The organism is Ramlibacter lithotrophicus (assembly GCF_012184415.1).
In the GTDB taxonomy this organism is placed as follows: domain Bacteria; phylum Pseudomonadota; class Gammaproteobacteria; order Burkholderiales; family Burkholderiaceae_C; genus Ramlibacter; species Ramlibacter lithotrophicus.
The window spans coordinates 85337-110460 of the sequence record NZ_VTOX01000002.1 but is presented as its reverse complement, the minus strand read 5'-3'; the positions used below and the strand labels follow the sequence as shown (position 1 = coordinate 110460).

The following is a 25124-nucleotide window of genomic DNA, read 5'->3' as shown; positions in this document are numbered from 1 at the left end:
CTGCCGTGCCGTCTTTCCCGTGTCCGCCCCGCCGCACCACCGTGCGGCGCCGCCGCGACCGCCATTTCCCCAGGCCATATCGACAAGGAGGTCAAAGATGAAGGCCCATGCCAGGACCGCGCTCGCCGCGGTGATTGCCACCATGCTGTCGTGCCCGCCGCTGTTCACGGGCAGTGCGGACGGCATCGGTGTCGCGACGGCGCAGACGGCGCAGACGGCGCCCGCCAAGGCCGGCTACTACGGCAAGCAGGTGGACCTCGCGACCGTGAAGCAGTACGCCGTGCTGCCGAAGCGGACCGACGTGACCATCGTCGATGCCCGGCCCGCCGCACGCAAGTACGACATCGGGCACATCCCGACCGCCGTCAACATCCCCGATTCGCAGTTCGACCAGCTCGCCGGCAAGCTGCTGCCGCAGGACAGGTCGCAGCTCGTGATCTTCTATTGCGACGGGCCCGAATGCATGCTAAGCCACAACTCGGCCCGCAAGGCGGAGCAGCTCGGGTACACCAACGTGCGGGTGCACGTCGGCGGCTTTCCCGAGTGGGCCCAGGCGGGCAACCTGGTGGCCGTGAGCATCCCGCAGCTGAAGAAGGTGATGGACGCGAAGGAGCCGCTGACGCTGGTCGATGCGCGCCCGAAGGAGCGCAAGTACGACAAGGGCCACATTCCGGGGGCGATCAGCCTGCCGGACAGCCAGTTCGACAAGCTGGCCGCGCAACTGCTCCCCGCCGACAAGGCGGCGGCCCTGTACTTCTACTGCGACGGGCTGGAGTGCAAGCTGAGCAACGACTCGGCCGAGAAGGCCGTGAAGCTCGGCTACTCCAACGTCAAGGTGGTCCCGGACGGCTGGCCCGGCTGGAACAAGGCGTACGGCGCCAGCGGCGGGGCTGCGGCGGCGCCGGTGGCGGCCGCGCCGGTTGCAGCGGCGCCCGCGATCGTCGCCGGCAAGGAGCCGGGCAGCATCGCCGTGCCTTCGTTCGAGCAGATCCTGCGCGAGGCGCCGCAGTCGGTGCACCTGATCGATGTGCGCGATCCGCAGGAATTCGCCGCCGGCACCTTCAAGGGCGCGGTGAACATCCCGGTGGGAACGCTCGACAAGAAACTCGACCAGCTCCCGCGCGACAAGCCGATCGTGTTCTTCTGCGGCGCCGGCGGGCGCAGCGGCGAGGCCCATGACGTCGTGAAGTCAGCGCTGCCCGCGCTCAAGACAGTGTTCGTCGATGCCACGATCAAGTGGAAGCCGACGGGGGAATACACGATCACGGCGAAATAGCGCGTCATTCGGCGAGCGCTGCGCCACTGCTACCGCGAGTACCCGAGCAGGCCGCCGCCGCGCTCCGCCAGCGCCAGCGCACGCCGCAGCTGGCGCCTCGTGCCGTCGGCGCCGGGCGAAGCGTCCATCATCCAGCGCGCGAACGTCGCGAGGTAGATGCTGGTCAGCACCGCTTCCTCGAGTTCGCGCCGCCAGCCGGTCGCGGGCGACAGCGCCACTTCGCGCCACCACTGCACCGTGCGGCTGATGCGCGCCACGCCGCGCACCTGCAGGTGGACGTGCTCGGGGTGCAGTTTGTAGCCCAGCATGTCCGCGACGACGCGGCGGTGCGGCGCCAGCGCGTCGAGCCACGCCATCAAGCTCGTGAACAGGCGCTCCCGCAACGGCAGGAGCGGCCAGCGTTCGTCGCGCGCGGCGGCCGTCATCGCGGCGTCCGCCATGTCGAAGAAGCCTTCGGCGATCGAGTCCTTGTCGGGGAACTGCCGGTGCACCTCCTCCATCGTCGCGCCGGCCTCGCGGGCGACGGCGTGCACGTGGACTGCGTCCCAGCCGCCGGGCGCTCGCGCGAGCCGCAGCGCGCTTGCGACGATCCGGCGCCTCGTGGCGTCGTCGGATGCCGGCCGCGCCGGGACGTCTCCGCCCGGCGCCACCAGCTTCAGCTCGGCGGCGCGCGGCGCCGGGCCGGACGGCGATGCGGCGGGGGCCAGGTCCCTGGCCGGAGCGGACCCCGGCAGCGCGGTGCCGCTCACCCCACCTTGCGGAATTCGGTCAGCGGAACCAGGCCCTGGTCGCCGTCTTCGTAGACGAGGTGGGCCATGTTGCCTTCGACGGTCCAGCAGGCCGTGAACGACTGGCCCGAGATCGTCGCGACGGCGGCCCGCAGCTTTTCGCGAACCGGAGGCGTGGCCTGCTCAAGCACCTTTTCGCTGGTGCACCGGGTGTCGGACAGGCGGACGGAGTCGGGGCCGTTGCTGGCGATGACCTCGTCGGCCAGGACGGGAGCGGCCACCAGGGCCGCGGCGCAAAGAAGAGCAAACCTCATTTGAATCCTCCGGAAGGAGCGGGGGCTGGGTGCACCAACGCGGTAGCACGAAGCCATCGTGCGGCGCCCGCCACCCGTCGCCTGTAGGACGGCCGCGCCAGGGGAAGTCGTCGACCACTGTTGGTGACCGCAGGCGCGACCGCTGCGCGGCGCCGGAGAACAGCCCGGGGGGCGCCCGGCCGCCGCGGTCAGCCCGCCCGGCCGCGGCGGCGGCGCAGCGGATTGAATCCGGTGATCAGCGCCGTGGCCGCCAGCACCAGCAGCGCACCGGGCAACATGCCCAGGGTCACGGGCTCGCGCAGGAACAGGCCGCCCCAGGTGACGCCGAACAACGGAATCATCAACGCCGACGAGGTGGCGGCGGTGGCAGGGATCTCGCGCAGCAGCCGCATGCTGACCCAGTACATCAGGCCCGACGTGACAGTGCCCAGCACGGCCACGGCCAGCACGGCCTCGGCCGTGGGGCGCATGGCCGGGACGCTCAGGCCCAGGGGGACCAGCAGGATGGCGGTGGCGGCCACGTGCGCCGCGGCGGATGCGGCCAGCGGCTGGTGCGTCAGCATGGCGCGCTTCATCAGGATCGCGCCCACGCCGTAGCAGGCCGATGCGGCCGTGCAGGCAAGCGCGGCCAGCACGACGCCGGTTCCGGCGTCGACCGGCCCCAGTCGCACCAGCAGCGCCACGCCGATGAAGCCGAGGAGGCAGCCCGCCAGCCGGCGGGCGGTGAGCCGCTCTTCTGACATCGCCGCGGCCCCCAGCATGCTGAACAGCGGCACCGTCGCATTGAGGATGGCCGAGTAGCCGGCCGGCAGCACCAGGCCGGCGGCGTTGAACAGCACGAAGGGGAGGGCGATGGTCAGCAGGCTCAGCAGGGCCAGGCGCGGCCAGGCCGCGCGCGGCGGCCACTGCTCGCCGACGGTCCGCATGATGGCCGCGAGGACTGCGGCGGCGAGGGCGCAGCGCAGCCCGGCCAGGCCCCAGGGACCGAAGGCCGGGCTGGCGATGCGGATGAAGGGGAACGAGGCGCCCCACAGCGCCGACAGAAGGATCAACTGCCCGAAGTGCCTCGCGTGCATGGCGGCAGGGTAGCAGCCTTGCCGGCCTCGCCGCAGTCCGCGCGCGCCGGGCATCGCCATCGCCGGCCACGACGCGCCGAGCGTGCGGCCGGCCCCGCCCCAGTGCCGCCGTGGCACGCGTCCAACGCGACAATAGCCCGGTGCCGCCCCAAGGCGTGGTGGACGACGGCTTTGCTGCAAACTCGTCGGTTTGCCATCACGCCGCAAGCCATGCCCGCCCACCAGGCCGACCAGCGACAGTTCGAACGCATCCTGCGCCGCAACGTGACGGTGCCGCTGGGCACCGGGGTGCTCAGCGCGATTCTCTTCGTCGTGCTGGTCGTCTATCTCCTGGGCAACCTGCGAGCCGTGGAAGACGTGCAGCGCGCCGTGTCGCAGACCTCGGAACTCGGGCGGCTCACCGCCGAGAGCGAGAACGGGATGCGCGGCTACGTGCTGACCGGCGACCGGCGCTTCCTGGACACCTTCGACGTGGCGATGCCGCGCTTCGGCGCGGAACTGGAAGCGCTGCGCAACCTGCTGGAAGACGAGGCGAGCCGCCAGCGCCTGCAGCGCGTGCAGACGCTGCACGCCCAATGGCAGAAGTTCGCGCAGGAGATGCTGGCCTTGCGCCGTGCCGACAACACCCCGGCCGCCACGCAGCGGCTGGCCGCCGGCGAGGGCAAGCGGCTGACCGACGCGATCCGGGCCGAGTTCGACGGCATCATGCAGGCCGAGCGCCAGTTGCTGCAGGAGCGCAACGCGCGCGCCGCCACGACGAGCGTGGTCCTCACGGTGTTGTACGTGGTGGTCCTGCTGGGACTCAAGGGCCTGCTGGCCTTCTTCGGGCGGCGCGACCTGCTGGCCTTGTCGGACCGCTACGGCGCGGCGTTGCGGCAGCAGGGCGAACACACGGCTTACCTGCAGGCGCAGGCCTGGCTGCGCGACGGCCAGAACCAGCTGGGGCAGGTGCTGGCCGGCCGCAACGACCTGCAGGCCGTCGGCCGCAAGTCGCTCGACTTCCTGGCCGGGTACCTCGGCAGCTCGGTGGGCGCCGTGTACGTGGTCGACGAGGACGGCCGGTCGCGGCGCATCGCGAGCTACGGGCTGGCCACGGACCAGGCGGCGCAGAAGGAGCAGCTCGCGCCCGGCGAGAACCTGGTCGCCGAAGTCGCGGCCAGCGGGCGGCCGATGCGCCTGGAGCCGGTGCCGGCGCAGTTCCTGCGGATCAGCACCGCGATCGCCGACGGGCCGCCGGCGGCGGTCCTGATCACGCCCAGTGTCCACGAGGGCCGCGTCAACGGCGTCATCGAAGTGGGCCTGATGCGGCCGCTCACCGATCGGGACCCCGAGCTGATGGAGCGGCTGGCCAACCTGGTCGGGGGCTCGATCGAGGCGGCGCGCTTCCGGCAGCGGCAACAGGACCTGCTGGAGCAGACGCAAGCCCTCAACGAGGAGCTGCAGACCCAGCAGGAGGAGCTGCGCGTCGCCAACGAGGAGCTCGAGGAGCAGTCGCGCGCGCTGAAGGAGTCGCAGGCCAACCTGGAGAGCCAGCAGGCGGAGCTGGAGCAGACCAACGTGCAGCTGTCGTCCTTCGCCGAGCGGGTGGAGGAGCAGCGCGACGCGCTGCAGCAGGCGCAGGCGCAGCTCGAACAGCGCGCCGCCGAGCTGGAGCGCGCCAGCCGCTACAAGTCCGAGTTCCTGGCCAACATGTCGCACGAGCTGCGCACGCCGCTGAACAGCTCGCTGATCCTGGCGAAGCTGCTGGCCGACAACGCGCAGGGCAACCTGAACCCGGAGCAGGTGAAGTTCGCGCAGTCCATCCAGGCGGCCGGCAACGACCTGCTGGCCCTGATCAACGACATCCTCGACATTGCCAAGGTGGAAGCCGGCAAGCTGGAGGTGCGGCCGGAGGCCACGCCCCTGGCGCCGCTGGCCGAAGGCTTGCGGGCCATGTTCGAACCGCTCGCGGCGGGCAAGGGCTTGCGCCTGGAGGTGCTGGTCGCGGCCGATGCGCCCGTGTCCATCGAGACCGACCCGCAGCGGCTGGAGCAGATCCTGAAGAACCTGCTGTCGAACGCGATCAAGTTCACCGACCGCGGCAGCGTGGCGCTGCACGTCGCGCGCCAGGCGCCGTCCTCGCTGGCGTTCGAGGTGCGCGACAGCGGCATCGGCATCGCTCCCGCGCAGCAGGAGGCGATCTTCGAAGCTTTCCGGCAGGCCGACGGTACCACCAGCCGCCGCCATGGCGGCACCGGCCTGGGCCTGTCCATCTCGCGCGACCTGGCGCGGCTGCTGAGCGGCGAGATCAGTGTCTCGAGCCGCCCCGGGCAGGGGAGCACCTTCAGGCTGGTGCTGCCGCTTCAGTTCGCGCCGGGGGCGCAGCGCCCGGCCGCCGATGCGACGCCGGCACCGCAGCAATCGCCGGCGCCCACGCCACTCCCGCGTCCCGAGCGGCCGGGGCCGGTCAGCCACCACCCGGCGCCGCCGCCGTTCCCGGACCAGCGCGCCGAAGACCCGGTGGGCCGCCGCACGGTGCTGGTGGTGGAGGACGACGTGGCCTTCGCGCAGATCCTGTTCGACCTGGCCCGCGAACGCGGCTACCGCTGCCTGGTCGCGCACCAGGCCGGCGAGGGCTGCGAACTGGCGTCGCGCTTCACGCCCGACGCCGTGCTGCTGGACATGAGGCTGCCCGGTGACAGCGGGCTCACGGTGCTGCAGCGGCTGAAGGACGACCCCCGCACCCGGCACATCCCGGTGCACGTGGTGTCGGTGGAGGACCTGGCCGAGACGGCATTGCAGATGGGCGCGATCGGCTACGCCCGCAAGCCGGCCAGCCTGGAGGAACTGCGCCACGTCTTCGAGCACCTCGAGGAAAAGCTGAGCCAGAAGGTCAAGCGGGTGCTGCTGGTGGAGGACGACCGCCGCCTGCAGGAGAGCGTGGCCGAGCTGATCGGCGACGACGACGTCCAGATCACGGCCGTCAGCGAAGGGGCGCAGGCGCTGGACGCGCTGCGCGGCGGGGTGTTCGACTGCATGATCACCGACCTGGCGCTGCCGGACATGACGGGGCAGGAGCTGCTGCGGCGCATGGCGTCGGGCGAGAGCCGCTCGTTCCCGCCGGTGATCGTCTACACCGGGCGCAACCTGACGCGCGAGGAGGAGGCCGAGCTGCTGCGCTATTCGCGATCGATCATCATCAAGGGCGCTCGCTCGCCGGAGCGGCTGCTCGACGAGGTGACGCTGTTCCTGCACCAGGTGGAAGGCAAGCTCTCGAGCGAGCGGCAGCGCATGCTGCGCACGGCGCGCACGCGCGACAAGGCGTTCGAGGGCCGGCGCATCCTGGTGGTGGACGACGACGTGCGCAACATCTTCGCGCTGACCAGCGCCCTGGAGCAGAAGGGCGCAGAGGTGATCGTGGCGCGAAACGGCCAGGAGGCGCTCGACCGGCTGGGCGGCGACGAGGACGTGGACCTAGTGCTGATGGACCTGATGATGCCGGTGATGGACGGCTTCACCGCCATGCGCGAGATCAGGCGGCAGCCGCGCCGGCAGCGGCTGCCGATCATCGCCGTCACCGCCAAGGCGATGAAGGAGGACCAGCAGAAGTGCCTGGCGGCCGGCGCCAACGACTACCTGGCCAAGCCGATCGAGCTGGAGCGCCTGTTCTCGCTGATGCGGGTCTGGATGCCGAAACTCGAGCGCATCTGACATGGCCGCGGACAGCGTCGAGGCGATCGAGATGCGGCTGCTGGTGGAAGCGGTGTACCAGCGCTTCGGCCACGACTTTCGCGACTATTCGCAGGCCTCGCTCAAGCGCCGGCTGCTGCATGCGCGCCAGCAGATGGGCGCGCGCACGCTCTCGGCGCTGCAGGAGCGGGTGCTGCACGAGCCGGGGGCGCTGGACGAGCTGCTGCAGCACCTCACCGTGCCGGTCAGCGAGATGTTCCGCGACCCGCGCTATTTCCTGGCCTTGCGCCGCCACGTGCTGCCGGTGCTGCAGACCTATCCTTCGGTCAAGGTGTGGATCGCCGGTTGCAGCACTGGCGAGGAGGCCTATTCGATCGCGATCCTCCTGCACGAGCAGGGCCTGCTCGAGCGCGCCATCGTCTACGCCACCGACATCAACCATGCTTCGCTGGAGAAGGCGCGGCAAGGCATCTATCCGCTCGAACAGCTGCGCGGCTTCACCCGCAACTACCAGGAGGGCGGCGGGCAGCGCAGCTTCGCCGACTACTACACGGCCGCCTATGGCGGCGCCCTGCTGGACAAGCGCTTGCGCGACAGCATCACCTTTGCCGACCACAGCCTCGCGACCGACAATGTCTTTGCCGAAACCCACTTCGTTTCGTGCCGCAACGTGCTGATCTACTTCAACCGCCAGCTGCAGGACCGGGCCCTCGGGCTCTTCCACGAGTCGCTGGCCAACCGCGGCTTCCTCGGCCTGGGCACCAAGGAGAGCCTGGATTTTTCCGCCTACGCGCAGCGTTTCGAGCCGGTCGCCAGGCCGGAGCGCGTCTACCGCAAGGTGCAGGAGATCGCATGAACGACCGACTGCCCGCCGACTTCGCCTGGGATGCCGACGCCGTGGTGGTCGGGGCGTCGGCCGGCGGCATCGAGGCGCTGTTCGCGCTGCTCGAGGGTCTGCCGGCGGCGTATCCGCTGCCGATCCTGGTGGTGCTGCACCTGCCCGAGCACCACGAGAGCCGCCTCGCCGAAGTGTTCGCGCCGCGCCTGGCGCTGCCCGTGCAGGAGGCCGCTGCGCACGCGCCGGTCCCGCGCGGGGTGTCGTTCGCGCCCGGCGGCTACCACCTGCTGGTCGAGCCGGACCGCAGCTTCTCGCTCAGCTGCGAGCCGCCGGTGCTCTTCTCGCGGCCGTCGATCGACGTCCTGATGGAGTCCTGCGCCGACGCCTGGGGCGCCCGGCTGTGCGGCATCCTGCTCACGGGCGCCAGCGCCGACGGGGCGCGCGGCCTCGCGCGCATCCGCCAGGCCGGCGGGCTGGCGGCCGTGCAGTCGCCGCAGGAGGCGCGGCATCCGGTGATGCCGGATGCGGCGGTGGCGCAGGCCGACCCGCAACTGGTGCTGCCGCTGGCGCAGCTGCACGCATTGCTGCAGCGGCTGGGAGGGCAACGATGAGCGAGGGCCAGGCCGCGGTCAAGCTGCTGCTGGTGGACGACGTGCCGGAGAACCTGGTCGCCCTGGAGGCGCTGGTGCGGGGCGCCGGACGCGAGGTGTTCTGCGCCCGCTCGGGCGAGGAGGCGCTGTCGCTGATGCTGGACCACGAGTTCGGGCTGGCGATCCTGGACGTGCAGATGCCGGGCATGAGCGGGTTCGAGGTGGCCGAGACCATGCGCAGCACCGAGCGCACGCGCCGCATCCCGATCATCCTGGTCAGCGCGGCCGGCCGCGAGCTGAACTACGCCTTCCGCGGCTATGAAACCGGCGCCGTCGACTTCCTGCACAAGCCGCTGGATCCGCACACGGTGCGCAGCAAGGTCACCGTGTTCGTCGAGCTGTGCCGCCAGCGGGTCGCGCTGCAGGAGGCGCACGCGCAACTCGAGCGCGCGGTGCGCATGCGCGACGACTTCATGTCGATGGTGTCGCACGAGCTGCGCACGCCGCTCAACACGCTGTACCTGCAGGCGCAGCTGCGGCGCAAGGCGCTGGAAGCCGGGCGCTTCGACGCGGCGGCGCTGCGCAAGATCGTCGAGCGCGACGAGCGGCAGATCCGCAGCATGATCCGGCTGATCGACGACATGCTGGACGTGTCGCGCCTGCGCACCGGCCGGCTGGCGGTGGTGCCGGCGCCGTGCGATCTGGCCGCCCTCGTGGCCCGCGTCGTCGACGCCTTCGGCGAACAGGCGAGCGCCAGCGGCGCGCCGCTCACGCTCCAGGCGCCGCCGCAGCTGCCGGTGCAATGCGACGAGTTCCGCATCGAACAGGTGCTCTCCAACCTGCTGACCAATGCGTTCCGTTATGGCGGCGGCAAGCCGGTGCAGGTGCGGCTGGCGCAGGACGGCGACCGCGCCGTGCTGGCGGTGACCGACCACGGCATGGGCATCGCCCAGGAGCACCACGCGCGGATCTTCGAGCAGTTCGAGCGCGCCGAAGGGGCGAAGCAGGCGCCCGGGCTCGGCCTGGGCCTGTTCATCGCGCGCCAGATCGTGCGCGCCCACGGCGGGCGCATCGAGCTGCGCAGCGCGCCGGGCGAGGGCTCGACCTTCACCATCGTCCTGCCGCTGATGGCGGCTACGGAGCCGGCGGAGCCCTAGGCCGGCCGGCGCGGCTCACGACATCCGCGCCGCGAAGCGTTCGATGGCACTCGTCGGCCCGGCGACGATCAGGAAGTCACCCGGCTCGACCATCGTGTGCGCCTGCGCGTAGATGAAATCCTGGTGCCGCCGCTTGATCCCGACCACGGTCACGCCGTGCCTGGAACGGACCGCGGACTCCGACAAGGTCTTGCCCTGCGCCTCGCGCGGGGTCCTGGTCTTGGCGATCGCGAAACCGTCCTCGAACTCGATGAAGTCGATCATCTTCCCGGTCACGAGGTGCGCGACCCGCTCGCCCATCTCGAACTCCGGGTAGACGACGTGGTGCGCCCCCACGCGTTCGGCGATGCGTCCGTGCTGCTGGTTGTTCGCCTTCGCCCAGATGTCCTTGATGCCCATCTGGCTCATGTTCAGGATCGTGAGGACGCTCGCCTCCAGGTTCTGCCCGATGCCGACCACGGCGTGCCTGAAATCCCCGGCCCCGAGTTGCTTCAAGCTGTCGATGTCCGTGGCGTCGGCCTGGACCACGTGGGCAAGCTTCCCGCTCTGCGCCTGCACGACTTCGGCGCTGCTGTCGATCGCCAGCACGTCGTGACCCAGTTCGCTGAGGGACGAGGCAACGCCCGACCCGAAGCGTCCCAGTCCCACGACGACCACGCTGTCTGATTTCCTGTCACCCAACAATTGGCTTCTCCTCTGGAAAGCGGTAGGCCCTGCGCGCCGTATTCAGGGCAATCGCTGCTGCCAGCGTGACGACGCCCACCCGGCCGGCGAACATGAGCACGACCAGCACGAGCTGTCCGGCGGGGGGCAGCTCCGCGGTGATGCCGGTGGAAAGGCCGACCGTGGCAAAGGCGGAAATCACCTCGAAGAGCACTTTCTCGTAGGGCAGCCGCGTCATGGGAACGATCAGCAGGGTGCCGACCACGATGGCTCCGGCACTCAACACGAGGATCGTGAGCGCCTGGCGCTGGGCCGGCGCGGAGATCCGGCGGCTCCTGAACTCCACGTCGGGATAGCCGCGCACCTCGCTCCACACGATGAGCAGCAGCACGAAGAACGTGGTCACCTTCACGCCGCCCGCCGTACCGGCGCTGCCACCCCCGATGAACATCAGCAGATAGTGCAGGTTCAGCGACTCGACGGTGAGCTGGCCGATGTCGACGGCGTTGAAACCCGCCGTGCGGGCCGAGACGGACGTGAAGAGCGCCGCCAGCAGGCGCGCCGGCCAGTCGAGGGCGCGCAGGGTGCCCGGATTCGAGTGCTCCATCAGCAGGAGCAGGCCCGCTCCGCCAAGGATGAGCGCCAGGCTGCCCCACAGGGTCAGCGCGGCATGGATCGACAGCGGCCGGGAGCGGTGGCGCCTTTGCCACAGCTCGTGCAGCACGGGGAACCCGACGCCGCCCACGATGATGGCGACCATCAGCGGCCCCAGCACCACCGCATCGGCGACAAACCGCGAGACGCTGTCGCCCCAGGTGGAAAAGCCGGCGTTGTTGAAGGCCGAGACCGCGTGGAAGAAGCCGTGCCAGAGCGCATCGCTCCATTCGAGGTCGTAGCGCCAGGCCAGCCGCGCGGCGAGCACCGCGGTCACCGACAGTTCCACGCCGACCGTCACGGTCAGAACGAGCCTGGCCACCGATTTCACGTCGCCCAGCCCGATGGAATGGGTTTCCGCCTGCAGCAGCAGCCGCGAGCGCAGCCGCAGCTGACGGTTCACCAGCAGTCCCAGCAAGGTGGCGGACGTCATCATTCCGAATCCGCCGAGCTGGAAGAGCGCGAGGATCACGCCCTGGCCGAAGCCGGACCAGTAGGTGCCGGTATCCACCACCGCGAGGCCGGTGACGCACACGGCGGACGTCGCCGTGAACAGGGCCACCATGAAGGGCGCGCCGGCGCCGTCGGCGCGGGCCGCCGGCAGGCAGAGCAGGAGGGTGCCGGCGAAGATGGCAAGCGAAAACGCCAGCACGAGCGAGGCGGCCGGGTGGCGGAAGCGGGATGCCATGGTCGCTGGTGGACGGTCCGGAAGAGGCTGCGAGTGCCGGGCGTGGAAGCGTAACAGCTTCGGGCAGCAACACCCCGGAATCCGCGCGGTTGCCGGTCAGCGCCCCGGCTTGCGCGGATCGCGGGCGCCCATGGCGGTGGCGAGCGGGTCGATCGCCGCTGCCGGCTGGACATGCTGGAAGGTCTCCACCACCTGCCGCACGATGCGCTTCTGCTCGCCGGTCCAGCGGGCCAGCCGCTCCGATCCCAGCACCGCTTCCAGCGCGGAGACCAGGTGCAGCTGGAGCTGCCGCGGGTCCGGATGCGTCGCCACCAGCGACGTGATCGCGACCAACGACGCGGTGTTCATCGCGATCAGGTGCTGCACCTCCTGCCTCAGCGCTTCGATCTCGTCGTCCATGTGGTCATGCCTTCCTTGGGGAAGACCCCATCCTAGCTCGCCCGGTGCGTCCTGGAATCCGTAGCAGTCTTTACAGCGGCGCGACCATATCCTGCGGCACCGCACTCCATGATGGTTGGCCGGTCCTGTGCACGAAGTCGGTGCGGGCAGCAGGCGGGCCGGGCCTGACGACGCTCGAGAAGGGCAACAAGATGGGCGAGATCCACGGCACGGGCGGCGACGACGTTCTGGTGGGCACGAGTGCGGGCGACCTGTTTCGCGGCGGAACCGGGCGTGACACGGCACAGATCGCGGCGCGGGCCAGCGACGCGACGTTCGGCCTGGACGGGCAGAACCGCTGGGTGATCGCCAGCCCGCAGGGGGCCGACACGCTGGACGGCGTCGAGGCGGTTCAGTTCGGCGACGGGACCATCACGCCGGGAGCGGAGTTCCGCGTCAACACGACCACGGCGGGTGAGCAGCACTGGCCGCGGCCGGTCAAGCTGAGCGACGGCTCCTATGTGGTGGCCTGGACCGCCTACACCGCGACCTCGGCCGGCGGGTACACCACATACGGCGGCCACTCCGTCTGGAGCCAGCGCTACGACGGCGTGACCGGCGCACCGATCGGAACGCAGACCCTGCTCAGCACCGGCGAGCCGTCCGCCGTGTTCAGCGTCGCCGTGACGGCGCTGGCGGGCGGCGGGTACGTGGCGACCTGGAGTACCGGCTTCGAGGGCTCGAGCTGGGAAGAGACCAGGGCCAACCTGTCGGACGTCTACGCTCGCCGGGTCGACCCGACGGGAGCCCCCGTCGGCGAACCGATGGTGGTCAACGGCACCGTGTCCGGCGAGCAGACGCACCCGTCGGTTGTCGCCCTGGGCGATGGCGGCTTCCTCGCGGTGTGGCACTCGGTCGCCTATCCGTCGACCCAGGAGCAACCGGGCACCGGCATCTGGGTCCAGAGCGTTCCGTACGGCAACCTCTACACCCAGCGGTTCGACGCTGCGGGCGCCAAGGTGGGTGGGGAGGTGCTGGCGCAGACACAGTGGGAGCATGCCTTCGAGCAGCCGCGGGCGATCGGCCTGGTTGATGGCGGACATCTCCTCAGCTGGACCACCTACGACGCGGCCTCGACGTACATGGTCGTCTATTGCCAGCGCTACGACGCGGCCGGCACGCCCGTCGGCGCCCTGTCGCAGATCGCCACCGGCGCTCAGCCGGGCGGCTATCCGTCGCCGGAAGTCGACCTCGCGGCACATCCCGATGGTGGCTTCGTCGCCGCCGTCGCCCGGGGCGGCGAGGCCTATGTCCAGCGGTTCGGCGATGCCGGCGCGGCCACGGGCAGCGCGGTGCGGGTGAATGCGGCTGGCGACGCGCTCCCGAACACACCGCACGTCGCGGTGTTCGCCGACGGCGGCTTCGTCGTGACGTGGCAATCGGGCTTGTGGAACGGGCTGCAGGAGACGCATGCGCAGCGGTTCGACGCCGCCGGAATGCCCGCGGGCGGTCCGGTGCTGGTCGACACCTCGGTGCCCGCGTCGAGGGGTTCCACGTCGTTGGTGGCGCTGGACGACGGCGGCTTCGTCGTCTCATGGTCCACCGAAGGGCAGGACGGCGACGGGCACGGCGTGTACGCGATGCGCTTCGACGCCAGCGGAACGCCGGTGAGCAGCGGCACGTCCCTGGCGGGCGACGACCAGGACAACACCATCCGGTTCGCGGGCAGCCGGCCGATCGAGCTCGCCGGCGCCGGCGGCGACGACGTGCTGCATGGCGGCAGCGGCGCGGACGTGATCGACGGCGGCGCCGGCATCGACACGGCGGTCACCGATGCAGCCCTCAACTCGCTGGCCTGGGAGCTGACGCCCGATCGCGTTCTCCATGTGACCGGCGCGGATGGCGTCGCCGACACCTTGCATTCGATCGAACAGGTGCGGGCCGCGGACGGCTCGGTGACCGTGCAGACGGGCGGCCTGGGCGATGCCGTGGTGAACACGACGACGGAGTGGGCGCAGGGCTGGTCGCGCATCGCGCCGCTGGCCGACGGCGGCTTCGTCGTCGTCTGGGAGTCCGCGTCGGTCGCTTACGACTCGTATGTCGACCTGTTCGCACAGCGCTTCGATGCCATGGGCACGGCAGTCGGTGGCGAAACCATGGTCAATACGTACACGACGGCGCGCCAGCAGTGGGCCTCCGTCGCGGCCCTGAGCGACGGCGGCTGGGTCGTGGCCTGGCAGTCCAGCGGGCCGTTCGCCAGCTACAAGGGGCAGGTGTACGACGTCGAGGACACCGGACGGGTCGGACAAGACGGCCACGGGAGCGGCATCTATGTCCAGCGGTTCGACGCCGGCGGCGGGCGCGTCGGCGCCGAAACCCGCATCAACACGACCACGGAGCTGGACCAGCGCACGCCGGAGATCCAGGGCCTGGCCGACGGCGGCTACGTGGTCGTGTGGACCAGCCCGGACGGTGGCGGCACCGGCGTTTTCGCGCAGCGGTACGACGCGGCCGGCTCGCCCGTCGGCGGTGAAACGCGCGTCAACACCGCAGCCCCGGCCGTCGGCGGCGGCACCGGATCGGAGCTCGCGCTGGCAGCGCTGCCGGACGGCGGCTATTGGGTGGCCTGGACCGCTGCGCCCGCCGGCGGCAAGCAGGTGTACCTGCAGCGATTCGACGGCGGCGGCGCCCGCTCCGGCGCCGAGACGCTGGTGAGCCCGAATTCGGCGAAACCGGACCTCGTGACGCTGGCCGACGGCAGCGTGGTCGCGGTTTGGGAGGACGGCGACGGCAATGGCGGCCACATCCACGCGCAGCGCTTCGACACCGCGGGCACGGCGGGCGGGCCGGAGCAGATCGTCGACGGACGGTCGGCGGGCGTTTACGTCCCGGCGCTGGCCGCGCTTGCCGACGGCGGCTACGTCGTGACCTGGCATGGCAGCGGCAGCGACCCGTCCTACCTCACGCGGACCGAGGTATTCGCGCAGCGCTACGACGCGGCCGGCGCGCCGGTCGGCGGCGAGACGAGGGTGAACGCCGGCACTGCCGGGCCGCAGTCCCTGCCGGACGTTGCCGGCCTGGCTGACGGCGGTTACGTGACCACGTGGACCGGCGCGAGCGCTGCGTTCTCCGCGAGCGATGTGTACGTCCAGCGTGTCGGCGCCAGCGGCGAACCCGCGACCTGGCTGCTGCTCACGGGCGGAGCCGAAGACAACGTGCTGCGGGCGTCGGCCGCCGAACCCGTCAAGCTCGACGCAGGCGGCGGCAACGACACGCTCGCCGGCGCGCCGGCCACCTGGGACGTGCTGGCCGGGGGCAGCGGCAACGATGTCTTCGAGTTCGCCGCATCCGGCAACGGCGAGGACTTCATCCTCGACTGGGCGCGCGGCGACCGCATCACGGTCGCGGGCGCGAACTTCGGCGGCGCGGTGACCTCGGGCGACGGCGGGTCGTTGGTGGCGAACCAGGTTCAGGTGAACACCACGGGTCCGCTCACCACCTTGTCCATCGGCACCGACGCTACGGCGGGGGCCGACGTCGTGGTCCGGCTCACCGGCGCCTTCGCGGCAAGCGACTTCAGCGCGAGCGGCAACGAGATCCGCTGGAGCGATGCGCAGCCGCCGCCCGTGATCCGCGCCGGCACCGGCGACGCCGACGCGCTGGACGGCACCAGCGGGAACGACGCGCTCTCGGGCGGCGGCGGCGACGACCGCCTCAACGGCAAGGGCGGCGACGACATGCTCGATGGCGGCGCCGGCACCGACACCGCCATCCTTGAGATCCCGCGCGCCGGCGTGCTGTCGCATTCCATGGCCGGTGGCGTGCTCACCACCACCACCACCATCGGCACGATCACGCTGGTGGGCATCGAACGCGTGCAACTCGCCGATGGCCTTTTCGCGTTCGACACGGGCGAGCCGGACGGGCACTGCTGGCAGGCCGCCGCGTTGCTGCACGCCGGCTTCGGCACGATTCCCGGCATTGCCGACCTCAGCCGCTGGACGGCGCAGGCCGATCGCTCGGTGAACATGGCCGACCTGGCGCAGGCGATGCTCGACCATTACGCGCCTGGCGTGTCGTCGACCGAACTGGTGACCTATCTCTACCTGCAGATCGTCGGGACCCCACCGGCGGCGGAGGTCGTGCGGAGCTTCGTCGACCAGGTAGGCGCCGGCCTGGCGTTCGCGACCCACGGCGACCTCTTCGCCTACGCGGCCACGCGCCCGCTGAACACCCAAGGCCTCGCGGGGTTCACCGGAAGCGTCCAGCCGCTCGAGACGGCTGCCTTCTGAGTTCCATCCGCGGCGGCGGCGCGGTCAGACGCCGGCGCGCCGGTCCAGCGCCCCCAGCAGCAGTGCGCCGAGCGCGAAGCCTACGGCCAGCGAGCCGTAGGTCGCCGCCAGCGAACGCGGCGCCATGCGGTGTTCCCAGCCGGGCGTGAGGCGCCGGGGGACGACGTGGTAGTCGACCGCATACGCCACCGCGCTGGTCGCGATGCCGCCCGCCACGGCCTGCATCGGCGTCTTGGCTTCGCCCCGATGCCCATGCAGCAGCGAATACAGCGACGCCCAGAACACGGCGGCCAGGTGATGCGTCGCGAAACCGGTGAGCGTGTGGCGCAGGTCGGCGCGATCGGCGTGGAGCGACTCGTCGCCCCACAGCCAGTGGCTCACGGCGTTGACCGGCGCCACGGCGCTGCCGCTTTCGCGGCGGCCGATCGCGGCGAGCAGCGCCGTCGACGACAAGGTGGCGACGGTGCCGGCGATGGCGCCCTCGCGCAATGCGATCTTCCAGGTGGGCATGGGTATTCCTTCCGCCCCGATGTCAGCACGCCGCCCCGGCACGGCGTGTCGGACGGCGGCTGATTCGCCGCGCAGGAAGCGGCGGTTCAGTCTTTCTGGAAGCGCACCACGCGCCAGAGGTACAGGGCCACCATGGTGCCGACCACGCCGCGCGTGACCCATTCGATCGCGTCCTTGATCTGCTCGTAGCGCGACTGCAGGAAGTAGCCCAGCGCCAGCAGCACGCCGCTCCACACCAGCGTGCCGACCGCGGACCACAGCAGGAAGCGTGGGAGCGGCATCTGGCCGACGCCGGCCGGCATCGAGATCACGCTGCGCACGCCGGGCACCAGCCGGCCGAAACCCACCGACGAGGCGCCGTGGCGGCGGAAGAAGTCCTGCGCGCGGTCGACGTCCTTCGGACACAGCGTCAGCAGCCGTCCGTGGCGCGAAGCGAAGTCGCGCAGCCCGCCGTGGCCCAGGCGGCGGCCGGCCCAGTACCAGGGCAGCACGCCCAGCAGCGAGCCGCCGGCCGCCGCCAGCCACACGCCGATGGGGCTGAGCTTGCCGGTGGCGGCGACGTAGCCGGCGAAGGGCAGTACCAGTTCGGAGGGGATCGGCGGAAACACGTTCTCGAGCGCCATGAGGATGGCGATGGTCGCGTAACCGCCGCGCTGGATGAGGTCGATGATCCATTCGGACATCCGTGAAGCATCGCCGATCGGCGCGCGCTCGTGTGGCTCGGCGGCAGGAGAGCCAAGCCCCACAGCCGGACGCGTCCGGCTGTCCGCTCCCCCTTCCATATTCCTGTTGCACACGAGCCGCCGCGCCCCGCGTATGCTGCTGCCATGACCGTGGATCTCTCGCGCGTGCGGGCCCTGTGCTTCGACGTCGACGGCACCATCGCCGACACCGACGACCACCTGGTCGCGCAGATCGCCGCCGTGCTCGACCGCGTGCCGCTCGTGAGCGGGCGCCGCGCGGAACGGGTGGCGCGGCAGGTCGTGATGGGCGCCGAGACTCCGGTGCAGGCGGCGTACTCGATGCTCGACCGGCTGGGCCTGGACGTGCCGTTCCACCGGCTGCGCTCGCGCGTGCGCCAGGTGCGGCGACGCGGCACGGACCCGGCGCACACCCGCAACGTCGAGGCCATCGACGAGGTGCCGCACGACATGGTGCCCGGCGTGCAGGAGATGATCGCCGAGCTGGCCGCGGACTTTCCGATGTGCACCATCTCGACCGGCACCGTGCCGCGGATCGAGCGCTTCCTGGAGCACTACCAGGTCAGGCACCATTTCGCGGCCGTGGTCGGGTCGCAGACGACGCCGCGCATGAAGCCCTATCCCGACCCGCTGCTCTATGCGGCGAAGGCCATGGGGGTGGCGCCGCACGAGTGCCTGATGATCGGCGACACCACGATGGACATCCGCACCGGCCGCGCCGCCGGCGCCCAGACCATCGGCGTGCTGTGCGGCTTCGGCACCGAGGACGAACTGCGGGAGGCGGGCGCCCAGCTCATCTTGCGCACGACCTCCGACCTGCTGGGGGTGCTGCGGCCGGCCCAGGATCCCTTGCACAACCAGACGGCCAGCCCCGACCCGGACGCCCCCTGACAGCGCCGGCGTCAGCGCGCGTGCTGCAGCAATGGGTTCCACTCCGGCCCGGGTGGCGCATCGATGCGCAGCGGCGGGCCGTCCTGCGGCAACTCCACCCACGACGCATGCAGCCACAGCCGCTGCACGCCCAGCCACCGTGCCACTGCCCGGTTGTGCGCACCCTTGCCATGCGTGGCATCTCCCACCAGCGGATGCGCGATGTGCTTGAAGTGCCGCCGGATCTGGTGGCGCCGGCCCGTGAGCGGCTCGGCCTCGACCAGCGCATAGCGGCTGGTCGGGTGGCGGCCGTCGCCGAACGGCCACTCGAAGCAAGCCAGCCGGCGGTAGCGGGTCACGGCGGCCAGGTGCGGCTGGCCGCTCGAGGGCAGTTCGGGATCGCGCGCCAGCGGCTGGTCGATCTCGCCGGCGTCCGGCGGCCAGCCGCGCACCAGCGCCAGGTAGCGCTTGCGCACCAGCCCCTGCTCGAACGCGCTGCCCCAGCGCCGGGCGGCTTCCACGTTGCGCCCGAACAGCAGCACTCCGCTGGTCCCCTTGTCCAGGCGGTGCAGCGGCCACAGCCGCTCGCCGAGCTGGTCGCGCAGCAGGTGCAGCGCGTTGCGATCCTCGTGGGCGTCGAGCGCGCTGGGATGCACCAGCAGCCCGGCCGGCTTGTCGATCGCGACGAGGTCCGGATCCAGGTGCAGGAGTGGCAGTTCGCGGGAGTTCATTCTCAAAAATTGGGGTCAGATTCCAATTTCGTCCCGGCGCGATGCGCCGGCGGCGCGGCAGAATAGCGGGCCATGAACGAAGAAACCCATCGCCCGCCGCTACCCGACCGACTCTGCGTCGATCCGCGCAGCCCGCATCACGTCGCCGCCGTGTTCGAGCACGAGATCGGCATCCGGCTCAACGGCAACGAGCGCCACGACGTGGAGGAGTACTGCATCAGCGAGGGGTGGGTGAAGGTGCCGGCCGGCAAGACGCTGGATCGCAAGGGCCAGCCGCTGCTGCTCAAGCTGAAGGGCAAGGTCGAGGCGTTCTACCGCTGAAGCTCACAGCACGCGGGCGCCGTCGCGCTGGCTCGCCAGTTCTGCCTGCAGTGCGCGCAACTGGTCGCGGGCCTGCGTCCGCAGGCGCTGCGCCGCCGTGATCTCCGGCACGCTGGGGGCCTGGCCCCAGCCTTCGCAATAGGCGTCGAGCTGGCGCGACAGGCGGCGTTCGGCGCGCAACGCCGCGAGCTCCGCCTGTTGCCATCGGCCGAAAAGAAGTGGGAAGCCGCTCATCCTGCGTGATCCTGCTGTCCTGAATGCCTCGAAGGTACCGAACCGGCGGTGCCGCACCGTTGCGGGATGTCAAGCGCGGGGGCTGCGGCCACCGCGCCAACCGCAGAACGCGGTCTTGTCCTACACGGCGGCCCGGGCTCCATGAAAAAGCCCCTGCGGCGGGCCGCAGGGGCGAAAACACCGGGCTGAAGAAACTTGCAAAGACGACCCGGTCGATCCCAGATTACTGCGAACGGAGGCCGGGCGGGAAGGGGTGGTTCCCCAATGCCTGGTCGCGCCCGGGGTTTCAGTGCACCCGCACGTCGAAACGGCGCCTGAATTCCTCGAGGTCCGTGATCCGCACGTGGCGCTTGTCGACTTCCAGCAGGCCTTGCTGCTGGAAGGCGGAGAAGGCGCGGCTCACCGTCTCGAGCTTCATGCCCAGGTAGCTGCCGATCTCCGCGCGGCTCATGCGCAGGTGGAACTCGCGGTCCGAATAGCCGCGCGCGGCGTAGCGCTGCGACAGGTTCAGCAGGAACGCGGCCAGCCGCTCCTCGGCGTTCATGCTCCCGAGCAGCATCATCAGGCTGTGCTCGCGCAGGATCTCGCGGCTCATCATGCGGCTGACGATGTGCTGCATGCCGGCGGTGCTGATCGCCAGGTCGGCCAGCGCCGTGTACGAGATGGCGCAGACCTCGGTGTCCTCCAGCGCCATGGTGGCGCTGGCATGGCGGCCCTGCGCCACGCCGTCCAGGCCCACCAGCTCGCCGGCGATGTGGAAGCCGCTGACCTGCTCGCGCCCGTCCGACAGGATCAGGCTCGACCGGAGCGTGCCGAAGCGCACCGCGTACAGGTGCGTGAACCTGTCGCCCTCGCGGTACAGCGTCTCGCCGGCCTTGATCTTGCGGCGCGTGAAGCCCAGGTTGTCCAGCCGGGTGAGGTCGACGTCGTTCATGCCGCAGGGCAGGCACAGCTCGCGCAGGTGGCAGGTGGAGCATTGCGTCTTCCCGGCGGCGACGGGGGCTTGCACGCCCGCGACGGCGGCTCTGGCCGTGAAGCGGATGGTCTGGACGGGGGCGTCGGCGGCGGCGGTGGTCATCGTCGTTCTCGGTGGTTTCGTTTCAATGGGGGCGGTGGGAGGCGTGCTCCACCGCATCGACGAGCTGGTCGAACTCGGCGGTCTTGTCCAGGAAGCGCTCGGCGCCCTCGCCCAGATAGCGCTTGCGGTAGGCCGGGGCGGCGTTGTTGCTGAACACGACGAAGGCGATGCCGGGCTCGGTTCCGCGCACGGTGCGCAGCACTTCCAGGCCGGAGCCTCCCTCCAGCTGGACGTCCAGCACGACGACGTCTGGCTGCACGGCCAGGATGCCGGCGATGGAGTCGCGCGGCGTCTGCGCATGGCCGACGACGTCCATGTCCTCGGCACAGAGGAGGGCCGCGACGCGGTCGCGGATCAGGGCCGAATCCTCGGCGATGAACACTCTCACGGGGTTGGCTGCTGTCATGACGTGACTGTCGCAGCCTCGGGCGGCGCCGAACATCGGCCGCCGCCCAATCCTTCCCTCGGATTCGGCCTGAACGTGAACCCTCCCGCGGGCCGAAGCCCGCTAGGAGGATTCCGAGGCCGCGCGAGGCGAGCGGCCTATCGGCGGCCGCCGAACAGGTCGTCCAGGCGCTGCTCGAACCGGTGATAGCCGATGCGCTCGTACAGCTCTTCGCGGGTCTGCATGAGGTCCAGCACGCTGCGCTGGTGCCCGTCGCGGCGGATCGCCGAGTAGACGGCCTCGGCGGCCTTGTTCATGGCGCGGAACGCCGACAGCGGATACAGCGCCATGGCGACGCCGGCCTCGCGCAGTTCATCCAGCGCGAACAGCGGCGTCTGGCCGAACTCGGTGATGTTGGCGAGCAGGGGAGCGCCCACCGCGTCGGCGAAGCGGCGGTAGGTCGCGAGGTCGTGCGCGGCCTCCGCGAACACCGCGTCGGCGCCCGCTTCGAGGCACGCGCGAGCCCGGTCGATGGCGGCCTCGACGCCGTCCACGGCGATCGCGTCGGTCCGGGCGATGATGAAGAAGTCGCGGTCGGTGCGCGCGTCCACGGCCGCCTTCACGCGGTCGGCCATCTCCTGCACCGACACGATGTCCTTGCCGGGCCGGTGGCCGCAGCGCTTGGCGCCGGCCTGGTCCTCGATGTGGCAGGCGGCGGCGCCCGCCTGGATCAGGCTTTTCACCGTGCGGGCGATGTTGAAGGCGCTCGGGCCGAAGCCGATGTCGACGTCCACCAGCAGCGGCAGGTCGCACACGTGCGTGATGCGGCGCACGTCCACCAGCACGTCTTCCAGGCCGATGATGCCCAGGTCGGGCAGGCCCAGCGATCCCGCCGACACGCCGCCACCGGACAGGTAGATCGCCCGGTAGCCGGCACGCTGCGCCAGCAGCGCGTGGTTGGCGTTGATCGCGCCGACGATCTGCAGCGGCCGCTCGTCGCGCAGCGCCACGCGAAAGCGCGCTCCGGGGGATGTGGGGGCGTTCATGCCTGCCACACCCAGGGACGCTCGGTACGCTGGTGGGCCTGGAAGGCAGCTATGGCGGCGGCGCGTTTGAGCGTCACGCCGATCGGGTCCAGCCCCTCGAGCAGCGCCTCGCGGCGCAGCGGCTCGACCTCGAAGCGCACCGTCTCGCCCCAGGGCGTGGCGATCACCTGCTGGCGCAGGTCCACGGTGAGGGTCGCGCGGTCCGGCGTCTCGGGCGTCGCCTCGGCGAGCTTCGCGTGGAACTGGGCGACCACGGCGGCCGGCAGCCGGATCGGGAGCACGCCGTTCTGGAAGCAGTTGCCGAAGAAGATCTCGCCGAAGGACGGCGCGATGACGCAGCGGATCCCCATGCCGGCGACGGCCCACACGGCCATCTCGCGGGAGCTGCCGCAGCCGAAGTTCTCGTCCGCCACCAGGATGCCGGCGCCGCGGAACGGCGGGCGGTTCAGCACGAAGGTATCGCGCTCGCTGCCGTCCGGGTGGAAGCGTTCCATCTCGAACGCCCACAGCCCCATCTCCTCGCGCGGCGTGCGGGCGCAGCGCTCGATGCGGATGATGCGGTCGGTGTCGACGTTGGCGAAGGGGAAGGGCGCGGCGACCGCGCGCAGGACTTCGAATTTCTGCATGTCACCAGTTCCTGACGTCGACGATGGCACCGGCGATCGCCGCCGCGGCGGCCATCTCCGGGCTGGCGAGATGGGTCCGGGCCCCCGGGCCCTGCCGCCCGACGAAATTGCGGTTGGAAGTGGACACGCAGCGCTGGCCGGAGGCGACCAGTTCGCCGTTGGCGCCGACGCATAGCGAGCAGCCGGGCTCGCGCCACTGCAGGCCGGCGGCCAGGAACACCTCATGCAGCCCTTCGGCCTCGGCCGCCCGCTTCACGCGCTCGGAGCCGGGCACCACCCAGGCCTCGACGTGGCCGGCGACGCGCCGGCCTTGCACGATCTTCGCCGCGCGCCTCAGGTCCGGCAGGCGCGAATTGGTGCACGAGCCGATGAACACGCGGTCGATGCGGGTGCCGGCGATCGGCTGGCCGCCGCGCAAGCCCATGTATTCGAGCGCCTCGGTCCACGCCTTGCGGTGGACCGCATCGGGTGCGCTGGCCGGGTCGGGAATGGCGCCGTCGACGCGCACCACCTGCTCCGGGCTGGTGCCCCAGGTGACGTGCGGGGCCAGCGCGCTGCAGTCGATCGTGACCTGCGCGTCGTAGCTGGCGCCCGGGTCGCTGGCGAGCGTGCGCCAGTGGGCCACGGCCTCGTGCCAGCGGTCGCCCTTCGGGGCATGCGGCCGTCCTTCAAGCCAGGCGAAAGTGGTCTCGTCCGGCGCGATCATGCCGACCTTGGCGCCGCATTCGATCGCCAGGTTCGACATCGTGAGGCGCCCTTCCATGTCGAGCGCGCGCACGGCCTCGCCGGTGTATTCCAGCGCATGGCCGGTGCCGCCGGCAGTGCCGATGCGCCCGATCAGCGCCAGGATCATGTCCTTGGCGCCCACGCCCGCCGGCAGCCGTCCGGTGAACTCGGCGCGCATGGTCTTCGGCCGCCGCTGCGGCAGCGTCTGCGTGGCGAGCACGTGCTGGATTTCGGTCGAACCGATGCCGAACGCGACCGCGCCCAGCGCGCCATGGGTACAGGTGTGGCTGTCGCCGCAGACGATGGTCAGGCCAGGCAGTGAGATCCCCATCTCCGGGCCGATCACGTGGACGATGCCGTTGCCGTCCTGGCCGACGTCGTAGAGGCGGATGCCGGCGCGGCCGGTCTGGTCGCGCAGCTCCTGCACCAGCTTGTCGGCCCAGGGCGCCATGCCGCCGGTGCGGCCGGGCTGGGTCTCGATGACATGGTCGGGCGTCGCGAAGTTCAGTTCCGGGTTGCGAACCTCGAGCCCGCGCCGCCGCACCTGGGCGATCGCGTCGCCGCCGTGCATGTCGTGCAGCAGGTGGCGGTCGATGTGCAGCAGGTCGATGCCGGGGGCAAGCGTGTCTACGACGTGCTCGTCCCAGACCTTGTCGAACAGCGTTCGAGCGCTCATTGGGCCCAGCGCTTCTCGAAGGCCCACACGTCCTCGAAGCCCACCAGCTCGTGCAGCTTCTTCATGTCGTAGGAGGGCACCGGGCTGCCGGCGGTCGTGCCGTTCGCGGCGAGGTAGGCAAGCGCGTTTTCCATCGCGGCGCAGGCCGACTGCATCAGCACGCCGGGCCAGATCGCCAGCGCGAAACCCAGCTCCTTCAGGCGGGCGGCGGAGATCTCCGGCGAGCGGCCGGTGGGCACCATGTTCGCGATCAGCCAGGCGCCGCAACCGGCCAGCTCCTGGCCGATGCGCTGGAATTCGTCCTCGCTCTCAGGCGACTCCACGAAGATGATGTCGGCGCCGGCCTTGGCGAACGCCTTGCCGCGCTTGATGGCTTCATCCAGGCCGAGGCCGGTGCGCGCATCGGTGCGCGCCACGATCAGGAAGTCGCGGCTGCGGCGCGAATCGACCGCGACCTCGATCCGGCGCACGGCATCGGGCAGCGCCACCACGCGGCGGTTGGGTGTGTGGCCGCATTTCTTCGGCGACTCCTGGTCTTCGAGCTGGATCGCCTGCACGCCGGCTTCCTCGTAGCCGCGCACCGTGTGGCGGATGTTGATGAGGCCGCCGAAACCGGTATCGGCATCGGCGATCAGCGGCTTGCTCACGCCATGGGCGATGGTGCGGGCGCGACCCTGCATGTCGGTGAAGCCGGCGATGCCGGCGTCGGGCTGACCCAGGTGCGAGGTCGACACGCCGTAGCCGGTCATGTACAGCGCCGGGAAGTCCATGCGGTCGGCGATCTTCGCGCCGAGCATCTCGAAGACGCCGGGAGCGACGACGAACTCGCCGCGCTCGAGGATCGCGCGCAAGGTGCCGGACGGGGACGGGGAAATCTTGTTGGACATATGCACTCCG

The 25124-nt window shown here is 70.9% G+C and carries 24 protein-coding genes; 8 read left to right on the top strand and 16 right to left on the bottom strand.

Translation table 11 applies throughout. The features are described 5' to 3' along the window. Positions 1-97: 97 nt before the first annotated feature. Positions 98-1276 (top strand): rhodanese-like domain-containing protein, encoded by a 1179-nt coding sequence (locus RAMLITH_RS06585; protein WP_168106595.1) that lies wholly within the window; start codon positions 98-100, stop codon positions 1274-1276. Positions 1277-1305: 29 nt separating this feature from the next. Here the strand turns inward: RAMLITH_RS06585 and RAMLITH_RS06580 are convergent, their stop codons facing one another. The 3 genes from RAMLITH_RS06580 to RAMLITH_RS06570 form a co-directional block, all read right to left on the bottom strand. Continuing rightward, the gene (locus RAMLITH_RS06580) at positions 1306-2025 is read right to left on the bottom strand and encodes a TetR/AcrR family transcriptional regulator (protein WP_168106594.1); all 720 of its coding nucleotides are present in this window, start codon (positions 2023-2025) and stop codon (positions 1306-1308) included. Then, positions 2022-2318: a hypothetical protein gene (locus tag RAMLITH_RS06575; RefSeq protein ID WP_168106593.1), complete on the bottom strand. Its 297-nt coding sequence runs from the start codon at positions 2316-2318 to the stop codon at positions 2022-2024. Before RAMLITH_RS06575 ends, RAMLITH_RS06580 begins: the two co-directional genes overlap by 4 nt. A gap of 188 nt (positions 2319-2506) precedes the next feature. After that, positions 2507-3394 carry a DMT family transporter gene (locus RAMLITH_RS06570; protein ID WP_168106592.1) on the bottom strand — a complete coding sequence of 296 codons (888 nt, stop codon included), beginning with the start codon at positions 3392-3394 and terminating at the stop codon, positions 2507-2509. Positions 3395-3604: 210 nt separating this feature from the next. Between RAMLITH_RS06570 and RAMLITH_RS06565 the strand changes: the two genes are divergently transcribed. The 4 genes from RAMLITH_RS06565 to RAMLITH_RS06550 are packed head-to-tail and all read left to right on the top strand — an operon-like array spanning position 3605 to position 9648. Beyond that, a complete protein-coding gene (locus tag RAMLITH_RS06565; RefSeq protein ID WP_168106591.1) occupies positions 3605-7084 on the top strand; it encodes a response regulator in 3480 nt (1159 codons plus the stop codon). Between the two features lies 1 nt (position 7085). Next, the gene (locus tag RAMLITH_RS06560) at positions 7086-7919 is read left to right on the top strand and encodes a CheR family methyltransferase (RefSeq protein ID WP_168106590.1); all 834 of its coding nucleotides are present in this window, start codon (positions 7086-7088) and stop codon (positions 7917-7919) included. Further along, positions 7916-8512: a chemotaxis protein CheB gene (locus tag RAMLITH_RS06555; protein WP_168106589.1), complete on the top strand. Its 597-nt coding sequence runs from the start codon at positions 7916-7918 to the stop codon at positions 8510-8512. Before RAMLITH_RS06560 ends, RAMLITH_RS06555 begins: the two co-directional genes overlap by 4 nt. After that, positions 8509-9648 carry a hybrid sensor histidine kinase/response regulator gene (locus tag RAMLITH_RS06550; RefSeq protein WP_168106588.1) on the top strand — a complete coding sequence of 380 codons (1140 nt, stop codon included), beginning with the start codon at positions 8509-8511 and terminating at the stop codon, positions 9646-9648. Before RAMLITH_RS06555 ends, RAMLITH_RS06550 begins: the two co-directional genes overlap by 4 nt. A gap of 15 nt (positions 9649-9663) precedes the next feature. Here the strand turns inward: RAMLITH_RS06550 and RAMLITH_RS06545 are convergent, their stop codons facing one another. The 3 genes from RAMLITH_RS06545 to RAMLITH_RS06535 form a co-directional block, all read right to left on the bottom strand. Beyond that, a complete protein-coding gene (locus tag RAMLITH_RS06545; RefSeq protein ID WP_238344070.1) occupies positions 9664-10329 on the bottom strand; it encodes a potassium channel family protein in 666 nt (221 codons plus the stop codon). Then, complete coding sequence (locus RAMLITH_RS06540) at positions 10322-11653, bottom strand: TrkH family potassium uptake protein (protein ID WP_168106586.1); 1332 nt, start codon at positions 11651-11653, stop codon at positions 10322-10324. The genes RAMLITH_RS06545 and RAMLITH_RS06540 overlap by 8 nt, the downstream gene beginning before the upstream one ends. 96 nt (positions 11654-11749) lie before the next feature. Then, positions 11750-12052 (bottom strand): hypothetical protein, encoded by a 303-nt coding sequence (locus RAMLITH_RS06535; protein WP_168106585.1) that lies wholly within the window; start codon positions 12050-12052, stop codon positions 11750-11752. Positions 12053-12192: 140 nt separating this feature from the next. On the opposite strand from RAMLITH_RS06535, the gene RAMLITH_RS26180 reads away from it, so the two are divergent. Further along, complete coding sequence (locus RAMLITH_RS26180) at positions 12193-16323, top strand: hypothetical protein (RefSeq protein ID WP_168106584.1); 4131 nt, start codon at positions 12193-12195, stop codon at positions 16321-16323. 24 nt (positions 16324-16347) lie between these two features. Here the strand turns inward: RAMLITH_RS26180 and RAMLITH_RS06525 are convergent, their stop codons facing one another. Together RAMLITH_RS06525 and RAMLITH_RS06520 are read right to left on the bottom strand one after the other, a co-directional pair. Then, entirely contained in the window at positions 16348-16833 is a 486-nt protein-coding gene (locus RAMLITH_RS06525; RefSeq protein ID WP_168106583.1) for a hypothetical protein, read from the bottom strand. A gap of 86 nt (positions 16834-16919) precedes the next feature. After that, positions 16920-17516, bottom strand: a complete 597-nt coding sequence (locus RAMLITH_RS06520) for a DedA family protein (RefSeq protein WP_168106582.1) — start codon at positions 17514-17516, stop codon at positions 16920-16922. Between the two features lie 144 nt (positions 17517-17660). Between RAMLITH_RS06520 and RAMLITH_RS06515 the strand changes: the two genes are divergently transcribed. Continuing rightward, a complete protein-coding gene (locus RAMLITH_RS06515) occupies positions 17661-18425 on the top strand; it encodes an HAD family hydrolase (protein WP_168106581.1) in 765 nt (254 codons plus the stop codon). 11 nt (positions 18426-18436) lie between these two features. Here RAMLITH_RS06515 and RAMLITH_RS06510 read toward each other — a convergent pair whose 3' ends face one another. Next, a complete protein-coding gene (locus RAMLITH_RS06510) occupies positions 18437-19135 on the bottom strand; it encodes a pseudouridine synthase (protein ID WP_168106580.1) in 699 nt (232 codons plus the stop codon). A gap of 72 nt (positions 19136-19207) precedes the next feature. Here RAMLITH_RS06510 and RAMLITH_RS06505 point away from each other — a divergent pair, with 72 nt between their 5' ends. Further along, the gene (locus RAMLITH_RS06505; RefSeq protein ID WP_168106579.1) at positions 19208-19456 is read left to right on the top strand and encodes a DUF3297 family protein; all 249 of its coding nucleotides are present in this window, start codon (positions 19208-19210) and stop codon (positions 19454-19456) included. A 3-nt stretch (positions 19457-19459) separates the two neighbouring features. Here RAMLITH_RS06505 and RAMLITH_RS06500 read toward each other — a convergent pair whose 3' ends face one another. The 7 genes from RAMLITH_RS06500 to RAMLITH_RS06470 form a co-directional block, all read right to left on the bottom strand. Then, complete coding sequence (locus RAMLITH_RS06500) at positions 19460-19690, bottom strand: hypothetical protein (RefSeq protein ID WP_168106578.1); 231 nt, start codon at positions 19688-19690, stop codon at positions 19460-19462. Between the two features lie 286 nt (positions 19691-19976). Next, positions 19977-20768: a fumarate/nitrate reduction transcriptional regulator Fnr gene (fnr, locus tag RAMLITH_RS06495; RefSeq protein ID WP_168106577.1), complete on the bottom strand. Its 792-nt coding sequence runs from the start codon at positions 20766-20768 to the stop codon at positions 19977-19979. 22 nt (positions 20769-20790) lie between these two features. Continuing rightward, positions 20791-21174, bottom strand: coding sequence for a response regulator (locus RAMLITH_RS06490; protein ID WP_168106576.1), 384 nt, complete (start codon positions 21172-21174; stop codon positions 20791-20793). A gap of 137 nt (positions 21175-21311) precedes the next feature. Beyond that, on the bottom strand, positions 21312-22199 hold the full coding sequence (gene prpB / locus RAMLITH_RS06485; protein WP_168106575.1) for a methylisocitrate lyase: 888 nt from the start codon (positions 22197-22199) through the stop codon (positions 21312-21314). Continuing rightward, complete coding sequence (gene leuD / locus RAMLITH_RS06480; protein WP_168106574.1) at positions 22196-22825, bottom strand: 3-isopropylmalate dehydratase small subunit; 630 nt, start codon at positions 22823-22825, stop codon at positions 22196-22198. The genes prpB and leuD overlap by 4 nt, the downstream gene beginning before the upstream one ends. 1 nt (position 22826) lies before the next feature. Next, positions 22827-24227, bottom strand: a complete 1401-nt coding sequence (leuC, locus tag RAMLITH_RS06475) for a 3-isopropylmalate dehydratase large subunit (protein WP_168106573.1) — start codon at positions 24225-24227, stop codon at positions 22827-22829. Next, positions 24224-25114 carry an isocitrate lyase/PEP mutase family protein gene (locus RAMLITH_RS06470; RefSeq protein WP_168106572.1) on the bottom strand — a complete coding sequence of 297 codons (891 nt, stop codon included), beginning with the start codon at positions 25112-25114 and terminating at the stop codon, positions 24224-24226. Before RAMLITH_RS06470 ends, leuC begins: the two co-directional genes overlap by 4 nt. Positions 25115-25124: the final 10 nt, after the last annotated feature.